An 18853-nucleotide genomic window follows, 5' to 3' on the forward strand; every position below is an offset into this window, starting at 1 on the left:
GGCCGGGGCATAGCGCAGTCTGGTAGCGCATCTGGTTTGGGACCAGAGGGTCGGGGGTTCGAATCCCTCTGCCCCGACCATCCCGGCAGTTGTCGTTACGGTTCGGCTCAGCCTTGCGCCCGTAGCTCAACCGGATAGAGCACCGGCCTTCTAAGCCGGTGGTTGCAGGTTCGATTCCTGCCGGGCGCGCTCCGTCGGGTCGGGTCGGGTCGAAGGCGCCAGCGAACGAGGACGCGCGCAGCGCGTCGTTTTACCGGGTAACGGTGTACTGCCGCTTCTTGGCCGTCGCCACAACGCTTTATGGTGGCTGTAGCTCAGCTGGTTAGAGTACTGGATTGTGATTCCAGATGTCGGGGGTTCGAGTCCCCTCAGCCACCCCAATTTGCTCTTTCGCGCTTGTTTCGCGCGGGATTGCTGGTAAACTTCGCAGTACGGGCCGTTAGCTCAGTTGGTAGAGCAGTTGACTCTTAATCAATAGGTCCAAGGTTCGAATCCTTGACGGCCCACCACCTCCGAAGCACCCGGTCCGCCGGGTGCTTTTTTGTTTGGGGTTCCCTGTAGCTCGATCGCGAAAGTGGCGGAACTGGTAGACGCACTGGATTTAGGTTCCAGCGCCGCAAGGCGTGCGGGTTCGAGTCCCGCCTTTCGCACCACGCCAGGTTGATCCGCACGCCGCTGCGCACGGACAAGGCGTCGTCACGCCCTGCGTCACCCGCTTGCGGACTGCCGGGCGCGGACGGACAGAACCGACGCGGATCGCCGCGCCCCGGCTACACCGTCCCCTGACACCGCCAATGCCCGGCGATATGTGCCGCCCACCGCTGAACACCAGCCGCCCTTGTCGGCACAGCCCGCGACCCGGGGTGGCGGCTCGACGGCGACAGCCCGGCACCGCACACGGCCCCGGTGGCGCCACACCGCCCGATCCGCCAAACTATCGCGTTCCTTTAACGCGGCGGCGCCGACCGGCAGTCCGCCCCGACCCGTCAGACAGATACGAGCCGTGGCATGGCCGCGGTCGCAGGAGTGGATATGCAAGTTTCGGTCGAATCCGTCGGCAATCTCGAGCGCCGCATGACCCTGAGCCTCCCGGCCGACGAGCTCGAGACGGCCGTCTCGGCGCGCCTGCGGGAGATCGCGCGCGGCGCCAAGATCAAGGGCTTCCGTCCGGGCAAGGTGCCGACGAAGGTCATCGAGCAGCGCTACGGCCAGCAGGTTCGCTCCGAGATCCTCGACCGCATGCTCGGCGACAGCTTCCGCACGGCGGTGCGCGAGAACTCGCTGCAGATCGCGGGCAATCCGCAGATCCAGCCGACGCAGGGCGACGACGGCAAGATCGCGTTCGTTGCCGACTTCGAGGTCGTGCCGGACTTCGGCGACATCGACGTCGCCAAGCTCAAGGTCGTCCGCCACGTCGCGGACGTGACCGACGCCGACATCGACACGATGATCGAGAACCTGCGCATGCAGCGCCGCAGCTGGCAGACCGCCGAGCGTGGCGCGCAGGCGGGCGATATGGTCGAGTTCGAAACGTGGTCGCAGGCCGGCGAGCAGCGCGTGCCCGCCGAGGGCGTGGAGCGCGGTGCCGACGTGATCGGCTCGGGCATGATGCTCGAGGCGATCGAGCAGGCGCTGGTCGGCATGACCGCCGGCGAAAGCAAGCAGTTCGACGTCGACTTCCCGGCCGACTGGCGCGTGCAGGAGTTCGCGGGCCGCAACGTGCAGGTGAACATCACCGCGACCCGCATCGCCGAGCCGGTGATGCCCGAGGTCGACGCGGAATTCATTCGCAGCTTCGGCGTGAAGAGCGGCGATGCCGAGCAGTTCCGCGCCGACATCCGCCTGAACCTCGAGCGCGAGCTCAAGGGTGCGCTGATGAATCGCCTCCGCAAGGAAGTCGGCGAGCAGCTGGTCGCGGCCTACGAGCATGTCGAGCTGCCGCGTCGCCTGGTCGAGAACGAAGCCCGCTCGCTCGCCCAGCAGGCGCTCGAGAATGCCCGTCGCCAGGGCCATCAGGGCGACCTGCCCGAAGGCCTGCTCGAGCAGATGATGGAGCCGGCGCGCAAGCGCGTGCTGGTCGGCTTGCTCGTGGGCGAGGTGGCCCGCCGGAACGACCTCAAGCTCGACCCGCGTCGCGTGAACGAGACGATGCGCCTGATCGCCTCCACGTACGAGGAGCCGCAGCAGGTCATCGAGCTCTACCGCAACGACCAGAACCTCATGCAGGGACTGCAGAACCGCGTGATGGAGGAGCAGGTGATCGACTGGATCGCCGAGCGCGCCGAGCACACTGAAGAGCGGCTGAGCTTCGCCGAGGCGATCCGCCAGTAAGCGGGGCCCGGGGCTTGCGTTGCGGTCCGGTCGGCCTCACCTTTGACCGGACCGCACTTCCCCACGGATTCACCGATTACATGGACAACCGCACCCAAGCCCTGAACCTCGTGCCGATGGTGGTCGAACAGACCAGCCGCGGCGAGCGCGCGTACGACATCTATTCGCGCCTCCTGAAGGAGAGGGTGATCTTCCTGGTCGGTCCGATCGACGACCACATGGCGAACGTGATCGTCGCCCAGATGCTCTTCCTCGAGGCAGAGAACCCTGAGAAGGACATCAACCTCTACATCAACTCGCCCGGTGGCGTGGTCACGGCCGGCATGGCGATCTACGACACCATGCAGTACATCAAGCCGGACGTGAGCACGATCTGCGTCGGCCAGGCGGCCTCGATGGGCGCGTTGCTGCTGGCATCGGGTGCGGCCGGCAAGCGCTATGCGCTGCCGAATGCGCGCGTGATGATCCACCAGCCGCTCGGCGGGTTCCAGGGCCAGGCATCGGACATCGACATCCATGCCCGCGAGATCCTGACGCTGCGCCACAAGCTGAACGAGATCCTCGCCAAGCATACCGGCCAGGCGATCGAGACCATCGCCCGCGACACCGAGCGCGACAACTTCAAGAGCGCGCAGGCGTCGAAGGAATACGGCCTCGTGGACCAGGTGCTCGAGCGCCGTCCCGAAGACTCCATCCAGGCCAGCTGACGGCGGTTCCGGCGAGCGGCCGGACCGCCTTCACAGAACCCCGGATCCATGGCCTCCGGCCCCGGAAGGGCGCCGGGAGGCCTGTGCTATCCTCGGGCCGCCATTCAGCGGCATGCCCTGCATGCCGCGCTATCCGTATCAGCCAGGCAGAACATGAGCGACGACCGACAGGGCCGCACGGGCGAAAGCAGCAAGATCCTCTACTGCTCGTTCTGCGGGAAGAGCCAGCACGAGGTGCGCAAGCTCATCGCCGGCCCGAGCGTATTCATCTGCGATGAATGCGTGGAGCTTTGCAACGACATCATCCGCGAGGAACTCCAGGAGAAGGCGCAGTCCACGCGCAGCCACCTCCCGAAGCCCAAGGAGATCCTCGAGGTCCTCGACCAGTACGTGATCGGCCAGCAGCGCGCCAAGCGGACGCTCGCCGTGGCCGTCTACAACCATTACAAGCGGATCGAGAGCCGCCAGCGCAACGACGACGTCGAGCTGGCCAAGTCGAACATCCTGCTGGTCGGCCCGACGGGCTCCGGCAAGACGCTGCTCGCGGAGACGCTGGCGCGCCTGCTCAACGTGCCGTTCACGATGGCGGACGCGACGACCCTCACCGAGGCCGGCTACGTCGGCGAGGACGTCGAGAACATCATCCAGAAGCTGCTGCAGAAGTGCGACTACGACGTCGAGAAGGCGCAGCAGGGCATCGTCTACATCGACGAGATCGACAAGATCTCGCGCAAGTCCGACAACCCGTCGATCACCCGCGACGTCTCGGGCGAGGGCGTGCAGCAGGCGCTGCTCAAGCTGATCGAGGGCACGGTCGCCTCGGTGCCGCCGCAGGGCGGGCGCAAGCATCCGCAGCAGGAATTCCTGCAGGTGGACACGCGCAACATCCTGTTCATCGTCGGTGGCGCGTTTGCCGGCCTCGACAAGATCATCCAGCAGCGCAGCACGGACTCCGGCGGCATCGGCTTCGGCGCGAAGGTCAAGAGCTCCGAGCGCAAGGCCGACATCGGCAAGGTGCTGGCGGAAGTCGAGCCGGAGGATCTGATCAAGTTCGGCCTGATCCCGGAGTTCGTGGGCCGCCTGCCGGTCATCGCGACGCTCGAGGAGCTCGACGAGCCGGCGCTGGTGAAGATCCTCACCGAGCCCAAGAACGCGATCACCAAGCAGTTCAAGAAGCTGTTCGAGATGGAGGGCGTGGAGCTCGAGTTCCGCCCCGACGCGCTCTCGGCCATCGCCAAGAAGGCGCTCAAGCGCAAGACCGGCGCGCGTGGCCTGCGCACCATCGTCGAGCAGGTGCTGCTGGACACCATGTACGACCTGCCGTCCGTCGAGAACGTCAGCAAGGTGGTGGTGGACGAGACGGTGATCGAGCACAGGGCCGAGCCGTACCTGATCTACCAGAACCCGCCCGCGCCGCAGGCCAAGGCCGCATCGGGCGAGTAAGGGTAATCCCTCGCGTGAACCCCGGCGGGCGGCTTCGGCCGCCCGCTGTCGTTTGGCCGGCCGATGGGATACGCCCCCACGCATCCGGCCATGCGGTAGGGTCGTAAGCCGCATCACAGGCCTCGTCGCAGTGATGCCGCATGGGCCCGGCACCCGCGACGGAATTCCGCGGCCGCTTGCATCGTTGGCCCGATGATTCAGTCACTTGGCGACGTCGGCAGGGGTGGTACGACGCTTGCAACATCCCGGCCGAGCCCCATTTAGGGCGGGAACACGCGTCTCCACGCACCTTTTTCGGCCGCAGCGCCATGCTGGACTGCAGCCATGATCCCGGGAGCACCTCAATGACCGAATCCACCGCCCGCGAGACCCTGGACCTGGCGGTCCTGCCGCTCCGCGACGTCGTGGTTTTCCCCCACATGGTCATCCCGCTGTTCGTGGGCCGTGACAAGTCCATCCGCGCGCTCGACGCCGCGATGGAAGCCGACAAGCGAATCCTGCTGGTGGCGCAGAAGTCGGCCGACGTGGACGACCCGGCCGGCAGCGACCTGTACTCGGTGGGCACCCTCGCGCACGTGCTTCAGCTGCTGAAGCTGCCCGACGGCACGATCAAGGTGCTGGTCGAGGGCGTCTCGCGCGCGAAGGTGGACAAGGTCGTCGAGAAGAACGGCGCGCTGGTCGGTCGGGCGAAGGTCATCGACCAGGACGGCGATCGCGACGAGCGCGAACTCGAGGCCATCACCCGCACGCTGCTCGGCCTGTTCGAGCAGTACGTGAAATCCAACCGCAAGCTGCCGCCGGAGCTGATGCAGACGCTTTCGGGCATCGACGAGCCCGGCCGCCTGGCCGACACCATCGCCGCCCACCTGTCCGTGCGCATCTCAGAGAAGCAGCGGCTGCTCGAGACACACGGCATCGGTGCGCGCCTGGAGATGCTGGTCGGCTTCGTCGACGGCGAGATCGACGTGCAGCAGCTGGAGAAGCGGATCCGCGGCCGCGTGAAGTCGCAGATGGAGCGCAGCCAGCGCGAGTACTACCTCAACGAGCAGATGAAGGCGATCCAGAAGGAGCTGGGCGAACTCGACGATGCGCCGAACGACATCGACGAGTACGCGCGCAAGATCGCCGAGGCGGGCATGCCGAAGGCGGTGGAGGCCAAGGCGAAGTCCGAGCTGAACAAGCTCAAGCAGATGTCGCCGATGTCGGCCGAGTCCGCGGTGGTGCGCAACTACCTCGACTGGCTGCTCGGCGTGCCATGGAAGAAGAAGACCAAGGTCCGCAAGGACCTCAAGGTGGCGCAGGACGTGCTCGATGCCGACCACTTCGGCCTCGAGAAGGTCAAGGAGCGCATCCTCGAATACCTCGCGGTGCAGACGCGCGTGCAGAAGATGCGCGGGCCGATCCTGTGCCTCGTCGGTCCGCCGGGCGTGGGCAAGACGTCGCTCGGCCAGTCGATCGCAAAGGCGACCAACCGCAAGTTCGTGCGCATGTCGCTGGGCGGCGTGCGCGACGAGGCCGAGATCCGCGGGCATCGCCGCACCTATGTCGGCTCGATGCCCGGGCGCATCGTGCAGAACCTCAACAAGGTCGGCAGCAAGAACGCGCTCTTCGTGCTCGACGAGATCGACAAGATGGCGATGGACTTCCGGGGCGACCCGTCGTCCGCGCTGCTCGAGGTGCTCGATCCCGAGCAGAACAGCGCGTTCAACGATCATTACCTGGAAGTCGACCTCGACCTGTCGGAAGTGATGTTCGTCGCGACGTCGAATTCACTGAACATCCCCGGTCCGCTGCTCGACCGCATGGAAGTCATCCGCATTCCGGGCTACACGGAAGAGGAGAAGCTCAACATCGCCGAGCGCTACCTGCTGCCCAAGCAGATCAAGGCGAATGGCCTGCGCGAGGACGAGATCCGCGTTACCGACGACGCGCTGCGTGACACGATCCGCTATTACACGCGCGAATCGGGCGTGCGCAACCTCGAGCGCCAGGTCGCGAAAATCTGCCGAAAGGTAGTGAAGGAACTCGCGCTCGCGGGCGCCAAGGTGCGGAAGAACCCGGTCGTCGTGAACCCGAAGAATCTCGAGAAGTATCTCGGGGTGCAGCAGTTCGACTTCGGTCGCGCGGAAGAGCAGAACGAGGTCGGGCTCGTCACGGGCCTCGCGTGGACGCAGGTCGGCGGCGACCTGATGCAGATCGAGGCGGCGCTCGCACCCGGCAAGGGCGCGATGCTGCTCACCGGCCAGCTCGGCGACGTGATGAAGGAGTCGGCGTCGGCGGCCTTGTCGGTCGTGCGTGGACGCGCCGAGCGGCTCGGCATCGACATCGACTTCCTGACCAAGCACGACCTGCACGTGCACGTGCCCGAGGGCGCCGTGCCGAAGGACGGGCCGTCGGCGGGCATCGCGATGGTGACTGCGCTCGTCTCGCTGCTCAGCCGGAATCCGATCAAGGCGGATGTCGCCATGACGGGCGAGGTCACACTGCGCGGCCGCGTCCTCGCGATCGGTGGACTGCGCGAGAAGCTGCTCGCCGCACTGCGCGGCGGCATCAAGACGGTGATCATCCCGGACGAGAACAAGAAGGACCTCGTCGACATGCCGAAGTCGGTCACCAAGGGCCTGAAGATCATTCCGGTGAAGTGGGTGGACGAGGTGCTCGACATCGCGCTCGAGCGTCCGGTGACGCCGGCTGCCGCGCCGGTCCCGGTGCCCGAGGAGATGCCCGTCCACGAGGCGCCGGTGTCGACGACCCCGCCGGTCGAGATCACGCACTGACCGATTTCGACGACGGCCTGAAACCCGCGTGGGCGCTGGGTTTCAGGCTTGTCGACCGGTTTCGCGCGCTGGTATAAACGGAACCCCGTCCGCGCGCACGTTGCGTGGAGGTGGCATCGCAGGTCGGGACGACCCGGCTCGTCACAGTGCGGCAGCCGCCGCCCATGGAGCATTACGCATGAACAAGGCCGAATTTGTTGCGGCCGTCGCCGACGCCGCCGAGCTGTCACGCACGGAAGCCGCCAACGCCGTCGACGCGATGGTGAGCGTGATCACCAAGACGCTGAAGAAGGGCGACACCGTCACCCTCGTGGGCTTCGGCACCTTCCAGGTTCGCAAGCGCGCGGCGCGCCAGGGCCGAAATCCCAAGACCGGCGAGACGATCAAGATCAAGGCCTCGAAGAATCCGTCGTTCAAGGCTGGCAAGGCCCTCAAGGACGCTGTAAACTAGCGAACTCGCACGCCAGCGCCGGTTCGGGTTGGTGGCACCGCCCAGCGGTACGGCCGGGTGCTTAGCTCAGTGGTAGAGCGTCTCCTTTACACGGAGAGGGTCGGGGGTTCGAAACCCTCAGCACCCACCACGGCGGCCCGGTAGGCGGAAAGAAAGTGGAGCGGTAGTTCAGTCGGTTAGAATGCTGGCCTGTCACGCCGGAGGTCGCGGGTTCGAGTCCCGTCCGCTCCGCCACTCTTACCGAGGCGCCGGCAACGGCGCCTTCGTGTTCCGGGTCGAAGATCCCGGGCGGTTCGTCCGCGAAGTCTTCGGCGGTGGAGACACCGCAGGCAATGCAACAGCGGAGTGGTAGTTCAGTCGGTTAGAATGCTGGCCTGTCACGCCGGAGGTCGCGGGTTCGAGTCCCGTCCACTCCGCCATCTACGAAAAGCGCCGGAAACGGCGCTTTTTTGTTGCCCGTGATCCGGGCTCACGCGGCGTTGACGGCACGTGGAGCGGCTACACTGTGCGGCTCCGCCCCGACCGCGTCCTCCCATGCTCCAGACCCTGCGCGACAAGACTTCCGGCTGGTTCGCGACCGTCATCCTCGGCCTGCTGATCGTGCCTTTCGCCTTCGTCGGCATCACGGACTACGTCCAGCGGTCGAACAGCCAGGCGGTCGCCACGATCGCGGTACCGCCGTCGTGGTGGGAATCGGCGCCGGCGTGGATGCCTTTCGTCTGGACAAAGGCGGAGGTCACCCAGGACGAGTACCGGAGCGAGCTCGAGAACCGCCGCCGCCAGGCGCGGCAGGAACAGGGCGAGGCGTTCGACCTGCGCGCCTTCGACGCGGTCGACAACAAGCGCCAGATCCTCGAGCGGCTCGTCGACCAGCGCGTGCAGAAGCTGTGGGCCGAGACGCATGGCGTCGTCGCGAGCGACACGATGGTGCGCAAGGAGATCGCTTCGATCCCGGCATTCCAGGCGAACGGGCGCTTCGACATCCAGCAGTACCGCCGCGTCCTCGCCACCGGGCTGGACCGTCCGCAGTCGGAAGCGCAGTTCGAGGAGACGATCCGCGACTCGCTCGTGCAGAGCGCGGTACCGACGGCGATCGCCGGCAGCAGCTTCGTGACGGGACGCGAGTTCGAGCGGCTCGTCGCGATCATCGGCGAGCGCCGCGATTTCACTCTGCTCGAGCTGCCGGCACCGGCGATCGACACCGCACCGGTGGGGCCCGCGGAGATGGAACGCTGGTACCGCGAGCGGCGCGACCGATACCGCGCGCCGGAAGCCGTCACCGTGGAGTATGTCGACGTCAACGGCGCGGCCCTGCCGATGCCGGTCGTCGACGATGCGGTCCTGCGCCAGCAGTACGAGAAGGATCGCGCACGCTACACGGCCGAGGAGCGGCGCCTCGCGTCGCACATCCTGATCCGGGTGGATGCCGCCGGCGGTGCCGCGGCCGCGACCGCCGCGCGCGACAAGGCGCAGCGCATTGCCGCACAAGCGCGAGCGCCGGGTGCGGACTTCGCCGCGCTCGCACGTGCGAACAGCGACGACACGGGCTCCAAGGCGAACGGTGGCGACCTGGGCTGGGTCGGCCGTGGCGTCATGGCGGCCGAATTCGAGAAGGCGCTGTTCGCGATGCAGGCGGGGCAGGTGAGCGCACCCGTCAAGACGGATTTCGGCTGGCACGTCATCCAGTTGCGCGAGGTCCAGGCCGGGCGCCAGCAGGCGTTCGAGCAGGTGCGCGAGTCGCTCGCGGCCGATTACGTGAAGACCGAGCGCGAGAAGCGCTTCAATGCACTCACCTCGAAGATCGTCGATGCATCGCTCGACGATCCGAATGCGCTGGCGGCCGCCGCGCGCGCGGCGGGGCTGCAGGCGCAGCGCGTCGGGCCGATCGCCCGCGGGCAGGGTGCCGGCGTGCTCGCGCATCCGGCCGTGCAGCGCGCCGCGTTCGCCGAGTCGGCGATCCAGGACGGCATGGTGAGCGATGCCCTCGAGGTCGGCGACGACCACGTGGTGCTGCTGCGCGTGGTGGCGCATCGGCCCGCACGCCAGCTGACGCTCTCCGAGGCGCGCGACCGCGTGGTCGCCGACGTCCGCGCCGACCGCATGCGCAAGGCGGCCGAACGACGTGCCGCGGCGGTCCTCGCGCAGGTGCGTGGTGGCCAGCCGCTCGCGCAGGTCGCGGCAGCGCAGGGCTTGGCCGCGCCGCGCCCGCTGGTCGGGCTGCCGCGCGGTACCGATGTCTTCGGCGAGGGCTCGTCGGACATGCTGTTCGGCGTGGTTCCGCAGAAGGGCCGTGTCGCGGCCAGCTCGCACGTGCTGCCCGATGCGCGCGCGATCGTGTTCACGGTCGACCGCGTGCAGCCGGGCACGACCGCCGAGCTGCCGCCCGGCCAGGGCGAGGCGATCCGTCGCCAGATCGCGGAGCTCAACGGCATGACGGACGTCGAGGCGATGACGAAAGCGCTGCGTCGCCGCATGCGCATCGAGGTGCAGGAATCGATGCTCTGAGTCCGGTGCCGATGCTGCAGGCACCCGCGAGGCCCGGCCGATGCCGGGCCTCGCGCGTTTGCGGACGCGGATCCATGGCTATCGATGTCGATCGCCCAAAACAAAAGCCCGGCCTAGGCCGGGCTTTTGCGTCGACACGGAGCGGCGTTCAGTCGTCGTCGCCGATGCCGGTCATGCCGAGGATGTTGTAGCCGGAGTCGACGTAGGTCACCTCGCCCGTGATACCCGCGGCCAGATCCGAGCACAGGAAGGCGGCCGTGTTGCCGACGTCCTCGATCGTGACACTACGGCGCAGTGGTGCGTACGACTCGAAGTGGTGGAGCATCTTGCGGAAGTTCGCGATGCCGGCCGCGGCGAGCGTCTTGATCGGACCGGCGGAGATCGCGTTGACGCGCGTGCCCTCCGGGCCGAGGTTGAGCGCGAGGTAGCGCACCGTCGCTTCGAGCGATGCCTTCGCCACGCCCATCACGTTGTAGTTCTGCAGCGCGCGCTCGGCGCCGAGGTAGCTCAGCGTCACGATCGAGCCGTTGCGACCCCTCATGAGCGGGCGTGCGGCCTTCGCCATCGCGGCGAGCGAATACGCAGAGATGTCATGCGCGATCGCGAAGTTCTCGCGGGTCAGGCCATCGAGGAACTCGCCCTCGATCGCTTCGCGCGGCGCATAGGCGATGCAGTGGACGAGGATGTCGAAACCGTCCCAGCGCTGGCCGAGCTGCTCGAAGCACTGCGCGATCTGCTCGTCGGACGCGACGTCGAGGGGGATCACGATGTCGCTGCCGTGCTCGGCGGCGGCGGACTCCACGCGCGACTTGAGCTTCTCGGTCTGGTAGGTGAAGGCCAGCTCCGCGCCCTCGCGGCGCATTGCCTCGGCGATGCCGGTCGCGATGGAACGCTGGCTCGCGATACCGGTGATCAGTGCGCGCTTGCCCTGCAGGAAACCCATGTGCTCTCCAACGAATGGCGCCCCCGGCTGGCGGGCGAGGGGCGCTAGTGTGCCCGCTGTGCGGTCGCCGGGCTACTTGCGCGCCGCGAGCGCCGAGTCGATCGCGAGGACCATGCCCGGCGCGAGCAGGCGACCGCCGTCGAGGCTGTTGAGGCTCAGGAGCTGCGAAACGCTGACGCCGTAGCGCCGGGCGATGCGCCAGAGGCTCTCCCCGGCGACGACGGTGTGGCGCCGGGCCGACGCGGGCTCGGCCGAGGCAGTGCTCGCCACGGCGGCTGCAGGCGTCGTCGCGACGGCAGACACCGCCGTGAGCGGCGTGACCGCGGCTGCGCTCGAGGCAGGCGATTCCGTCGCCTGCCCGAGCGCAGCAATCGCCGAGCCCGCCGCGACGACGGACGGCGCTGGGACGGCGGGCGCTTCCTGCACGCTGCGCAGCGCCTTGGGCTGCGTCGCGCGCGTCTCCATCGCGACCCAGGTCGTCGGGCCGGCGACCGGCGCGAGTCGCTGCACCGGGCGGTCGATCGCGGCGAGCCACTGCGGCTTGGCATCGGCCTGCGCGAACACGCAGGAGATGGCATGCAGCTTGTCGTCGTAGACGCGGGTGATCTCCGGCAGGCCTTCAAGCAGCTCGGCACGGGCGGTGCGCGGACTCTGGCCGGAGCGGCGCAGCGCACCGATCACCCGGTACTCGCCGACGTTGTACGCCATCACCGCGAGCCGCCAGTTGCCGCCGAACATGCCGTGCAGCGTCTTGAGATAGCGCACCGCCGCCCGGGTGGAGTCGACCGGCGACATGCGCCCATCGTAGCCGGCACGCATCGGCACCTTATGGTTACGCGCGGTCGAGCCGATCATCTGCCACAGGCCGGCGGGCCCGGCGGGGCTGCGCGCGGCGGGGTTGTAGCCGCTTTCGACGAACGGGATGAGCGCGTATTCGGTCGGCAGGTTCGCCGCTCGCAGCGATTCCACCACGTGGGCGAAGGTGGACAGCGTGGCGTCGCCGCGGCTCGCGAGCTTCTGCGGCGCATGCGCGTACTGGCGCATCCAGCGGCTCGGCGTCGCGGGGCAGGACGGCTCGGCGAGCCCGGCGCGGAAGGTCTCGTAGACGTGGCGGCCGGTCACGGCCGATGCACCGGCGGTATCGGCAGCGCTGGCGGCGAGCGGGCACAGCACGACGGCCGCGGCGGCGAGGCCGCGGCGAAGGAGGGCGGTCGTCTTCATGCGGCGAACCCGTCCTTCCAGCCGCGCAGCGCAGCGAAGGTCTCGACGCGATCGGCGGGGCGACGCCCGAGGCGGCGGGCCGCGGCGTCGATCACCTGCGGCTGGTCGCAGCGCAGGAACGGGTTGCAGGCCAGTTCTTCGGCCAGGGTGCTGGGGAGCGTGGGACGATGGGCGTCGCGCATGGTCTGGGCCTCCTTCAGTCGGCGCCGGAGCGCCGTGTTGTCAGGTTCAACCACCGCCGCGAATGCGGCATTGGCCAGCGTGTACTCGTGCCCGCAGCAGATCCGGGTGTCCGGAGGTAGAGCCGCGAGCCTCCCCAACGAGGCCTCCATCTGCGCCGCGTCGCCTTCGAACAGGCGGCCGCAGCCCAGGCTGAAGAGGGTGTCGCCGCAGAACAGCACCGGCGCGTCGCCGGCGGTCTCGACGTAGAAAGCAATGTGCGTGCGCGTGTGGCCCGGCACGTGAAGCACGCGGATCGACCAGCCGGCGACCGCGAAGCGCGCGTCGTCGGCGACGCGCTGCATGGGCAGGTCGACGCGGTCGTCGTCCGGACCGTAGACGGGCACGAGGGGCCAGCGCTCGAGCAGGGGCGCGGCGCCCGCGACGTGATCGGCATGGTGGTGCGTGAGGAGGATCGCGGCGGGCTCGAACGACTCGGCGTTCGCGGCGTCAAGCACGGGGCCCGCCTCACTGGGATCGACCACCAGAGCGCGGCCCTGCGTGTCGCGCAGGATCCAGATGTAATTGTCGACGCGCGCAGGGACACACTGCAGACGCATGGGCAATACCTCCATCGGTTAGTGCCACCTCAGCTGTCAGGCATTCCTGAACTCGCTGAACGGCTGGGTGCTGGTCCCGAAGAAGGGGCGACCTTGCCCGCCACCGGTGGCCGCGTCAACCCGCGGTGACCGCGGGCCGTTCCTTTCACTGCAGGCTGACTATGCGGAACCGTGCGTAAAGCCTTGATGCCATTAGAGCTCGCATCCGTACCGCGGCGTATGTAGCGAATCCGACGAGCGGTCGATGCCCGCGCAGCTGCACAATGCCCGGATGCCGAACGCCGCCCCCTCGACCCTGAAATCCGTCCACGTCCACACCGACGGCGCCTGCCTGGGCAATCCGGGCCCCGGCGGCTGGGCCGCGCTCCTGCGTTATGGCACCCGCGAGCGCGAGCTCTCCGGTGCCGAGCCTGCGACGACCAACAACCGTATGGAGCTGATGGCCGCCATCCGGGCCCTCGAGGCGCTGACCGAGGGTTGCCACGTCGACCTGTTCACCGACTCGCAGTACGTGCGTCAGGGCATCACCGAGTGGATGCCGAACTGGATCCGCCGCAACTGGCGTACCGCGGGCGGCGAGGCGGTCAAGAACCGCGACCTGTGGGAGCGCCTGCACGAGGCCACGCATCGCCACCGCATCGACTGGCACTGGGTGAAGGGGCATTCAGGCGATCCCGACAACGAGCGCGTCGATCGCCTCGCGCGCGCGCAGGCCGAGACCGTGCGCGCACCGGCGCTCGCACGGTGATGGCAGAATCCCCCCGCATGCGACAGGTCATCCTCGACACCGAAACCACCGGGCTCAGCTGGGAGCGCGGCTGCCGCGTGGTCGAAATCGGCTGCGTCGAGTTCGTGGAGCGCCGCCCGACCGGGCGCACGTTCCACTGCTACATCAATCCAGACTGCGACTTCGAGCCCGGCGCGTCGGAAGTCACCGGCCTCACGCGCGACTTCCTCGCCGACAAGCCGCGCTTCGAGGAGATCGTCGAGGACTTCATCGCCTTCATCGACGGCGCCGAGCTGATCATCCACAACGCCGACTTCGACGTCGGCTTCCTCGACAACGAGCTGCGCCTGTGCGGCGGCCACCACGGCAAGCTGGCGGCCCGCTGCCGCATCGAGGACACGCTACTCCTCGCGCGCCAGCGCTTTCCGGGCCAGCGCAATTCGCTCGACGCGCTGTGCCGCCGGCTCGGCGTCGACAATTCGCATCGCCAGTTGCATGGCGCACTGCTGGACGCCCAGCTGCTCGCGGAGGTCTACATCGGGCTGACGTCCGGCCAGACCGACCTCGGCTTCGGCGAGGTGACGGACGAGCAGGGCCTCGACGCGCTGCCGTTCGACATCGACCTGGGCCGGCCGAGGCCGCGCGTGCTCGTATCGGGCGAGGAGCTCGCCGCGCACGAGGCGCGCCTCGCGGTGCTGCGCAAGAAGGCCGGCGCGGCGGTATGGGATCGCTACGTCGACGTCGCCGCGGACGGCGAACTCGCCACCGCGTGAACCTCAGGCCCGGCGCACGAGCACCACGGTGATGTTGTCGGAACCGCCGCCGTCGAGCGCCGCGGCGACGAGCGTCTCCGCGCATTCCTGCGCACTGCAGTCCTGGCGCGAGAGCACGCCGGCGATCGCGCGATCGTCGACTTCTTCGGTGAGGCCGTCACTGCACAGCAGCAGCTGCATCCCGGGGCGCAGCTCGCCGGTCATCGTTTCGACGTTGAGCATGCGCGGATCGGTGACGCCGAGGGCCTGGGTCACCACATTACGATGCGGATGGCTGCGCGCCTGCTCGTGCGTAAGGGCACCGTTGGCGATCAGCTCCTGCACATAGCTGTGGTCCTGCGAGAGCTGCAGCATCTGGCCGTCGCGCCACAGATACACGCGACTGTCGCCGACCCACGCGACCTCGAAGCGATCCCCCCGCGTGCGCAGCGCGACGACCGTGGTGCCCATCGGCAGTGCATCGTTGCGGCGGCGGGAGGTCGCGATGATCTCCTCGTCGGCGATGCGGATCGCCTGCGCGAGCGGTGTGCCGTCACGGACCTCGCGCACGATCGTGTCGCGTGCGAGCGCACTGGCGACCTCGCCGTATTCGTGGCCGCCCATGCCGTCGGCGACGAGGAACAGACCGAGCTCGCCGTCGGCGTAGTAGGTGTCCTCGTTGAGCTCGCGACGCAGCCCTGCGTGGGTGAGATGTCCGTATTCGATCATGTGCTCGCACGCCGGCCGGCTGGCCCGTCGCATGATCGGCGCCGGCGGGGCGGAGGGCAAGGCGGGCAATCCCTCAGGGTGCACCCGTCGACCGGCAGGCGGGTGTAGTCGCCTGCCGCTCGCTCAGGTCCGCGCGGTTGGCGGGGCCTCGCCACGGATCGGGACGCGCGACGCGGCGTTCCGTCGGGGGCCGCCTGTGGACCAGGACAGCCGCTGGCATGCCGCCGCAAAAGAAAAAGGCTCCCTTTCGGGAGCCTTTTCCAGATCTGGCGGAGAGGGAGGGATTCGAACCCTCGGTACGCTATAAACGTACGCCTGATTTCGAGTCAGGTACATTCAACCACTCTGCCACCTCTCCGGTGGCCCCGCCGACGCGCAGCGGGGCCGCGAATGATACGGCGGCCGGCGGCCCTGCGACAAGGGCGGGAAACGGGCGGGTACACTGTCGCCCCCGCGAATCCGAGGCTGCCCATGTCCGAGATCCAGGTGCCGGTGTCGTTCGGCGAGCTGCTCGACAAGATCGCCATCCTGCAGATCAAGTCCGAGCGCATGAAGGACGAGGCGAAGCTCGCCAACGTCCGCAAGGAACTCGCCGCGCTCGAGAAGACCTGGATGGCGCACCCCGCCGCCGGCCACGACATCGTCCGCCTCCGGGCCGAGCTCAAGGCCGTCAACGAGCGGCTGTGGGAGATCGAGGACGACATCCGGGTGAAGGAGAAGCGGCAGGAGTTCGATGCCGAGTTCATCCGCCTTGCCCGCGCCGTCTATTTCGAGAACGACGAGCGCGCGCGCATCAAGAAGGACATCAACCTGGCCCTGGGCTCGTCCTACGTCGAGGAGAAGTCGTACGAGGACTACCGCCAGCCGGCCGGCTGAGGGCGCGCCCTACCTGCCGCTATCGGCACGATAGCGCTCGAAGGCGGCGATCGCGTCGTCGACGGTGACGAGGTCCATGACGCCTTCGTGCTCGATCTTCGTGCCCCAGGGCAGTTCCGCGGCCGGTCGACCGCGATGCCGGCGCGCGGCGTCGTCATACCGGTCGACACAGTAGCGGCGGTCGGTGTACGGGCCGCTGCGCGCCGGGTTGCTCGCGGCGTGCAGGCCCAAGACCTTCGTTCCCATCGCGTTGGCGATGTGCATGGGGCCGGAGTCCGGGGTGACCAGCAGATCCGCGCGCGCGAGCAGCGCCGGCAGCTGCTTGAGCGTGTCCTTGCCGATCAGGTCGAGCGCGTGGTGCCGCATCGCGGCCAGGATCGCATCGCCGGTCGCGCGCTCCAGCTCACTGCGGCCACCGCAGAGCACCACGCGCCAACCGCGTTCCACCGCATGGTCCGCGAGTGCCGCGTAGCGCTCGGCGCGCCAGTTTCGCAGCACGTGGCTCGAGCAGGGCGAAATCATGAGGACCGGCCGGCCGTCCTCCGGCCACTGGGCGGCTGCCCAGGCATGGGCCTCGGCCGGCACGGGCATGTCCCAGCGGACCTCCCTGCGCGTGATGCCCAGCGGCTCGGCGAAGCTGCCGATCGCGTCGAGCACGTGGATGCCCGGGCGGTCGGCGATGCGCTCGCGCACGAACAGGCCATGCAGGTCCTTGGAGCGGCTGCGGTCGTAGCCGATCCGACGGCGCGACGGGATGAACGCCGACAGCAGGTTCGCACGTGCGGCGACCTGCATCTGCAGGAGTGCATCGAAGCGCGTGCCCAGCTGGCGCCGCACCTCGCGCATTCCCGCGATGCCCGACTTCTTGTCGTATTCCACGAACCGCACGCCCGGCAGCCCCTGCAGCAGCCGATGCTCGCCGCGACCGATCACCCAGGTCAGGTCGACCTGCGGCATCGCGTCGCGGAGCGTGTGCACGAGGGGAAGCACATGGGTCACGTCACCGAGCGCGGAGAGCCGCAGCAGGCAGATGCGCGCATCGGGTCGAAGCGGGACGGGGCGTGTCACGTGACTGCTAGACTCCGGCGGATGGCGCGCGAACGGGCCGACGAAGGACGCATCGAAGTCGACGGCCCGGGCGGACGTGGCGCGATTGTGTTCGACCGCTCTCGCCTGGGACAAGCGCAGGCCGCGTGGTTCGATCCGGACTGGTGGGGTTCTGCGGCACGCCCGGTCGGCAGCGGCGGCCGCGGCAGCGCATGGTTCGTCGACGCGCCGTTCGGCGCCTGCGTGCTCCGGCACTACCGTCGCGGCGGCCTCGCCGCGCGACTGAGCCGTGCGGGTTACGTCTGGCACGGCGAAGCGCGCGTGCGCAGCGTCGCCGAGTTCCGCCTGACGCGCGAGGTGCTCGCGCGCGGGCTCGACGTCCCGGTGCCGATCGCGGCCTGGTACGTCCGCTCCGGTCTGCACTACCGCGCAGCGCTGCTGATGGCGCGCCTGCCCGATACCCGGACGCTCGCCGACGCCGCACTTGCTGGCGACGCGCCATGGGAGGCCGCGGGCCGGCTCGTGGCGCGGATGCATCGCGTCGGGCTCGACCATGCGGACCTCAATGCCGACAACCTGCTGTTCGATGATGGCGGCCGCGGCTGGGTGATCGACCTCGACCGCGGTGCGCTACGGACGGGTGTGCGTACATGGCGCGAAGCGAACCTCGCGCGCCTGCTGCGCTCGCTGCACAAGCGCCGCGGCGCGCGTGATCCGGACATCGTCGAGCGGGATTTCGCGCGCCTGCGTGCGGCCTACGACGCCGCGCTGGAGGATTCGGATGACGCCTGACTGGGCCCTGCGGCTGCATGGGGTCGGCAACGCGGCGGCGGTCGAGCTCGGCTCGGCGATGGCGACCATCGAGCGCGATGGCGCACCGTGGCTTACGATCGACTGCGGCGGGGAAGGGCTTACCGCCTTCCTCGCGCAGTACGGCCATGCGCCGCGCACGCTGTTCGTGACGCACGTGCACCTCGACCACGTGGGCGGTTTCGAGCGCCTCTTCGTCGACGCGTATTTCGATCCGGCGCGCCGCGGTGAGGTCGTCGTCTACGTGCCGGCCGCCCTCGTGCCGCTCCTGCACCAGCGTGTCGCGGCCTATCCGAACGTGCTTGCCGAGGGTGGGGCGAATTTCTGGGACGCGTTCCGGCTGATCCCCGTCGGCGATGCGTTCTGGCACGACGGCGTACGCCTTGAGGTATTTCCGGTGCGGCATCACTGGCCGGACACCGCCTTCGGCCTGCGGCTGGAGGGAAGCATGGTCTGGAGCGGGGACACGCGCCCGATCCCCGAGATGCTGGCGCGCTACGCCGCAGCGGGCGAGCTCGTCGCGCACGACTGCGCGCTGCACGGCAATCCGTCGCACAGCGGCATCGACGACCTGGAGCGCGAGTATCCACCCGAGCTGCTCGCGCGTTGCGTGCTCTACCACTACGCGAGCCGGGCGGACGGCGAGGCACTCGCCGCGCGCGGCCATCGCGTGGGTCGCCCCGGCGAGCGCATCGCACTCGCGCCGCCGACCGCGCCGGTCGCGACGCCCTGGCACGGCAGCGGCTGATCCGTCA

16 protein-coding genes and 9 tRNA genes are annotated in these 18853 nt (G+C 68.6%); 19 read left to right on the top strand and 6 right to left on the bottom strand.

Going from position 1 to position 18853, the window contains the following annotated elements; genetic code table 11:
* Positions 1 to 3 precede the first annotated feature (3 nt).
* The 14 genes from ACYVJJ_RS07705 to ACYVJJ_RS07770 all read left to right on the top strand — a co-directional run bounded on the left by ACYVJJ_RS07705 (position 4) and on the right by ACYVJJ_RS07770 (position 10214).
* Positions 4 to 80: transfer RNA gene (locus ACYVJJ_RS07705), tRNA-Pro, on the top strand.
* Positions 81 to 115: 35 nt separating this feature from the next.
* Positions 116 to 189, top strand: a tRNA-Arg gene (locus tag ACYVJJ_RS07710).
* A 114-nt stretch (positions 190 to 303) separates the two neighbouring features.
* Positions 304 to 380: transfer RNA gene (locus ACYVJJ_RS07715), tRNA-His, on the top strand.
* A gap of 53 nt (positions 381 to 433) precedes the next feature.
* Positions 434 to 509, top strand: a tRNA-Lys gene (locus tag ACYVJJ_RS07720).
* Positions 510 to 568: 59 nt separating this feature from the next.
* Positions 569 to 653: transfer RNA gene (locus ACYVJJ_RS07725), tRNA-Leu, on the top strand.
* A gap of 379 nt (positions 654 to 1032) precedes the next feature.
* Complete coding sequence (gene tig, locus ACYVJJ_RS07730) at positions 1033 to 2331, top strand: trigger factor (RefSeq protein WP_460832472.1); 1299 nt, start codon at positions 1033 to 1035, stop codon at positions 2329 to 2331.
* Between the two features lie 80 nt (positions 2332 to 2411).
* Entirely contained in the window at positions 2412 to 3038 is a 627-nt protein-coding gene (clpP, locus tag ACYVJJ_RS07735; RefSeq protein WP_460832474.1) for an ATP-dependent Clp endopeptidase proteolytic subunit ClpP, read from the top strand.
* A gap of 153 nt (positions 3039 to 3191) precedes the next feature.
* Positions 3192 to 4481, top strand: a complete 1290-nt coding sequence (gene clpX / locus ACYVJJ_RS07740) for an ATP-dependent Clp protease ATP-binding subunit ClpX (protein WP_460832475.1) — start codon at positions 3192 to 3194, stop codon at positions 4479 to 4481.
* 344 nt (positions 4482 to 4825) lie between these two features.
* Entirely contained in the window at positions 4826 to 7258 is a 2433-nt protein-coding gene (gene lon / locus ACYVJJ_RS07745) for an endopeptidase La (protein ID WP_460832476.1), read from the top strand.
* A gap of 28 nt (positions 7259 to 7286) precedes the next feature.
* Positions 7287 to 7709 carry an HU family DNA-binding protein gene (locus ACYVJJ_RS07750; protein WP_460832478.1) on the top strand — a complete coding sequence of 141 codons (423 nt, stop codon included), beginning with the start codon at positions 7287 to 7289 and terminating at the stop codon, positions 7707 to 7709.
* Positions 7710 to 7764: 55 nt separating this feature from the next.
* A tRNA-Val gene (locus tag ACYVJJ_RS07755) sits at positions 7765 to 7839 on the top strand.
* A gap of 27 nt (positions 7840 to 7866) precedes the next feature.
* Positions 7867 to 7943: transfer RNA gene (locus ACYVJJ_RS07760), tRNA-Asp, on the top strand.
* Positions 7944 to 8051: 108 nt separating this feature from the next.
* Positions 8052 to 8128, top strand: a tRNA-Asp gene (locus ACYVJJ_RS07765).
* A 115-nt stretch (positions 8129 to 8243) separates the two neighbouring features.
* On the top strand, positions 8244 to 10214 hold the full coding sequence (locus tag ACYVJJ_RS07770) for a SurA N-terminal domain-containing protein (protein ID WP_460832480.1): 1971 nt from the start codon (positions 8244 to 8246) through the stop codon (positions 10212 to 10214).
* A gap of 148 nt (positions 10215 to 10362) precedes the next feature.
* Here the strand turns inward: ACYVJJ_RS07770 and ACYVJJ_RS07775 are convergent, their stop codons facing one another.
* The 3 genes from ACYVJJ_RS07775 to gloB all read right to left on the bottom strand — a co-directional run bounded on the left by ACYVJJ_RS07775 (position 10363) and on the right by gloB (position 13157).
* Positions 10363 to 11157 carry an enoyl-ACP reductase FabI gene (locus ACYVJJ_RS07775; RefSeq protein WP_460832481.1) on the bottom strand — a complete coding sequence of 265 codons (795 nt, stop codon included), beginning with the start codon at positions 11155 to 11157 and terminating at the stop codon, positions 10363 to 10365.
* 72 nt (positions 11158 to 11229) lie between these two features.
* On the bottom strand, positions 11230 to 12378 hold the full coding sequence (locus tag ACYVJJ_RS07780) for a lytic transglycosylase domain-containing protein (protein WP_460832483.1): 1149 nt from the start codon (positions 12376 to 12378) through the stop codon (positions 11230 to 11232).
* Positions 12375 to 13157 carry a hydroxyacylglutathione hydrolase gene (gene gloB / locus ACYVJJ_RS07785; RefSeq protein WP_460832484.1) on the bottom strand — a complete coding sequence of 261 codons (783 nt, stop codon included), beginning with the start codon at positions 13155 to 13157 and terminating at the stop codon, positions 12375 to 12377. Before gloB ends, ACYVJJ_RS07780 begins: the two co-directional genes overlap by 4 nt.
* A 295-nt stretch (positions 13158 to 13452) precedes the next feature.
* Here gloB and rnhA point away from each other — a divergent pair, with 295 nt between their 5' ends.
* Both rnhA and dnaQ read left to right on the top strand, forming a co-directional pair.
* Complete coding sequence (gene rnhA / locus ACYVJJ_RS07790; RefSeq protein WP_460833338.1) at positions 13453 to 13905, top strand: ribonuclease HI; 453 nt, start codon at positions 13453 to 13455, stop codon at positions 13903 to 13905.
* A 17-nt stretch (positions 13906 to 13922) separates the two neighbouring features.
* Positions 13923 to 14657 carry a DNA polymerase III subunit epsilon gene (gene dnaQ, locus ACYVJJ_RS07795; protein WP_460832485.1) on the top strand — a complete coding sequence of 245 codons (735 nt, stop codon included), beginning with the start codon at positions 13923 to 13925 and terminating at the stop codon, positions 14655 to 14657.
* A 3-nt stretch (positions 14658 to 14660) separates the two neighbouring features.
* On the opposite strand, the gene ACYVJJ_RS07800 is transcribed toward dnaQ, so the two are convergent.
* Both ACYVJJ_RS07800 and ACYVJJ_RS07805 read right to left on the bottom strand, forming a co-directional pair.
* The gene (locus ACYVJJ_RS07800; protein WP_460832487.1) at positions 14661 to 15365 is read right to left on the bottom strand and encodes a PP2C family protein-serine/threonine phosphatase; all 705 of its coding nucleotides are present in this window, start codon (positions 15363 to 15365) and stop codon (positions 14661 to 14663) included.
* A 267-nt stretch (positions 15366 to 15632) separates the two neighbouring features.
* A tRNA-Ser gene (locus ACYVJJ_RS07805) sits at positions 15633 to 15723 on the bottom strand.
* 113 nt (positions 15724 to 15836) lie between these two features.
* Between ACYVJJ_RS07805 and ACYVJJ_RS07810 the strand changes: the two genes are divergently transcribed.
* Positions 15837 to 16241, top strand: coding sequence for a DUF6165 family protein (locus ACYVJJ_RS07810; RefSeq protein WP_460832488.1), 405 nt, complete (start codon positions 15837 to 15839; stop codon positions 16239 to 16241).
* A 9-nt stretch (positions 16242 to 16250) separates the two neighbouring features.
* On the opposite strand, the gene ACYVJJ_RS07815 is transcribed toward ACYVJJ_RS07810, so the two are convergent.
* Positions 16251 to 17309 carry a glycosyltransferase family 9 protein gene (locus ACYVJJ_RS07815; protein WP_460832489.1) on the bottom strand — a complete coding sequence of 353 codons (1059 nt, stop codon included), beginning with the start codon at positions 17307 to 17309 and terminating at the stop codon, positions 16251 to 16253.
* A gap of 21 nt (positions 17310 to 17330) precedes the next feature.
* Between ACYVJJ_RS07815 and ACYVJJ_RS07820 the strand changes: the two genes are divergently transcribed.
* The gene (locus ACYVJJ_RS07820) at positions 17331 to 18080 is read left to right on the top strand and encodes a 3-deoxy-D-manno-octulosonic acid kinase (protein ID WP_460832491.1); all 750 of its coding nucleotides are present in this window, start codon (positions 17331 to 17333) and stop codon (positions 18078 to 18080) included.
* Positions 18070 to 18846 carry an MBL fold metallo-hydrolase gene (locus tag ACYVJJ_RS07825; RefSeq protein WP_460832492.1) on the top strand — a complete coding sequence of 259 codons (777 nt, stop codon included), beginning with the start codon at positions 18070 to 18072 and terminating at the stop codon, positions 18844 to 18846. The genes ACYVJJ_RS07820 and ACYVJJ_RS07825 overlap by 11 nt, the downstream gene beginning before the upstream one ends.
* Positions 18847 to 18853 lie beyond the last annotated feature (7 nt).

The sequence above is a fragment of the Lysobacter humi (ex Lee et al. 2017) genome, from assembly GCF_054781815.1.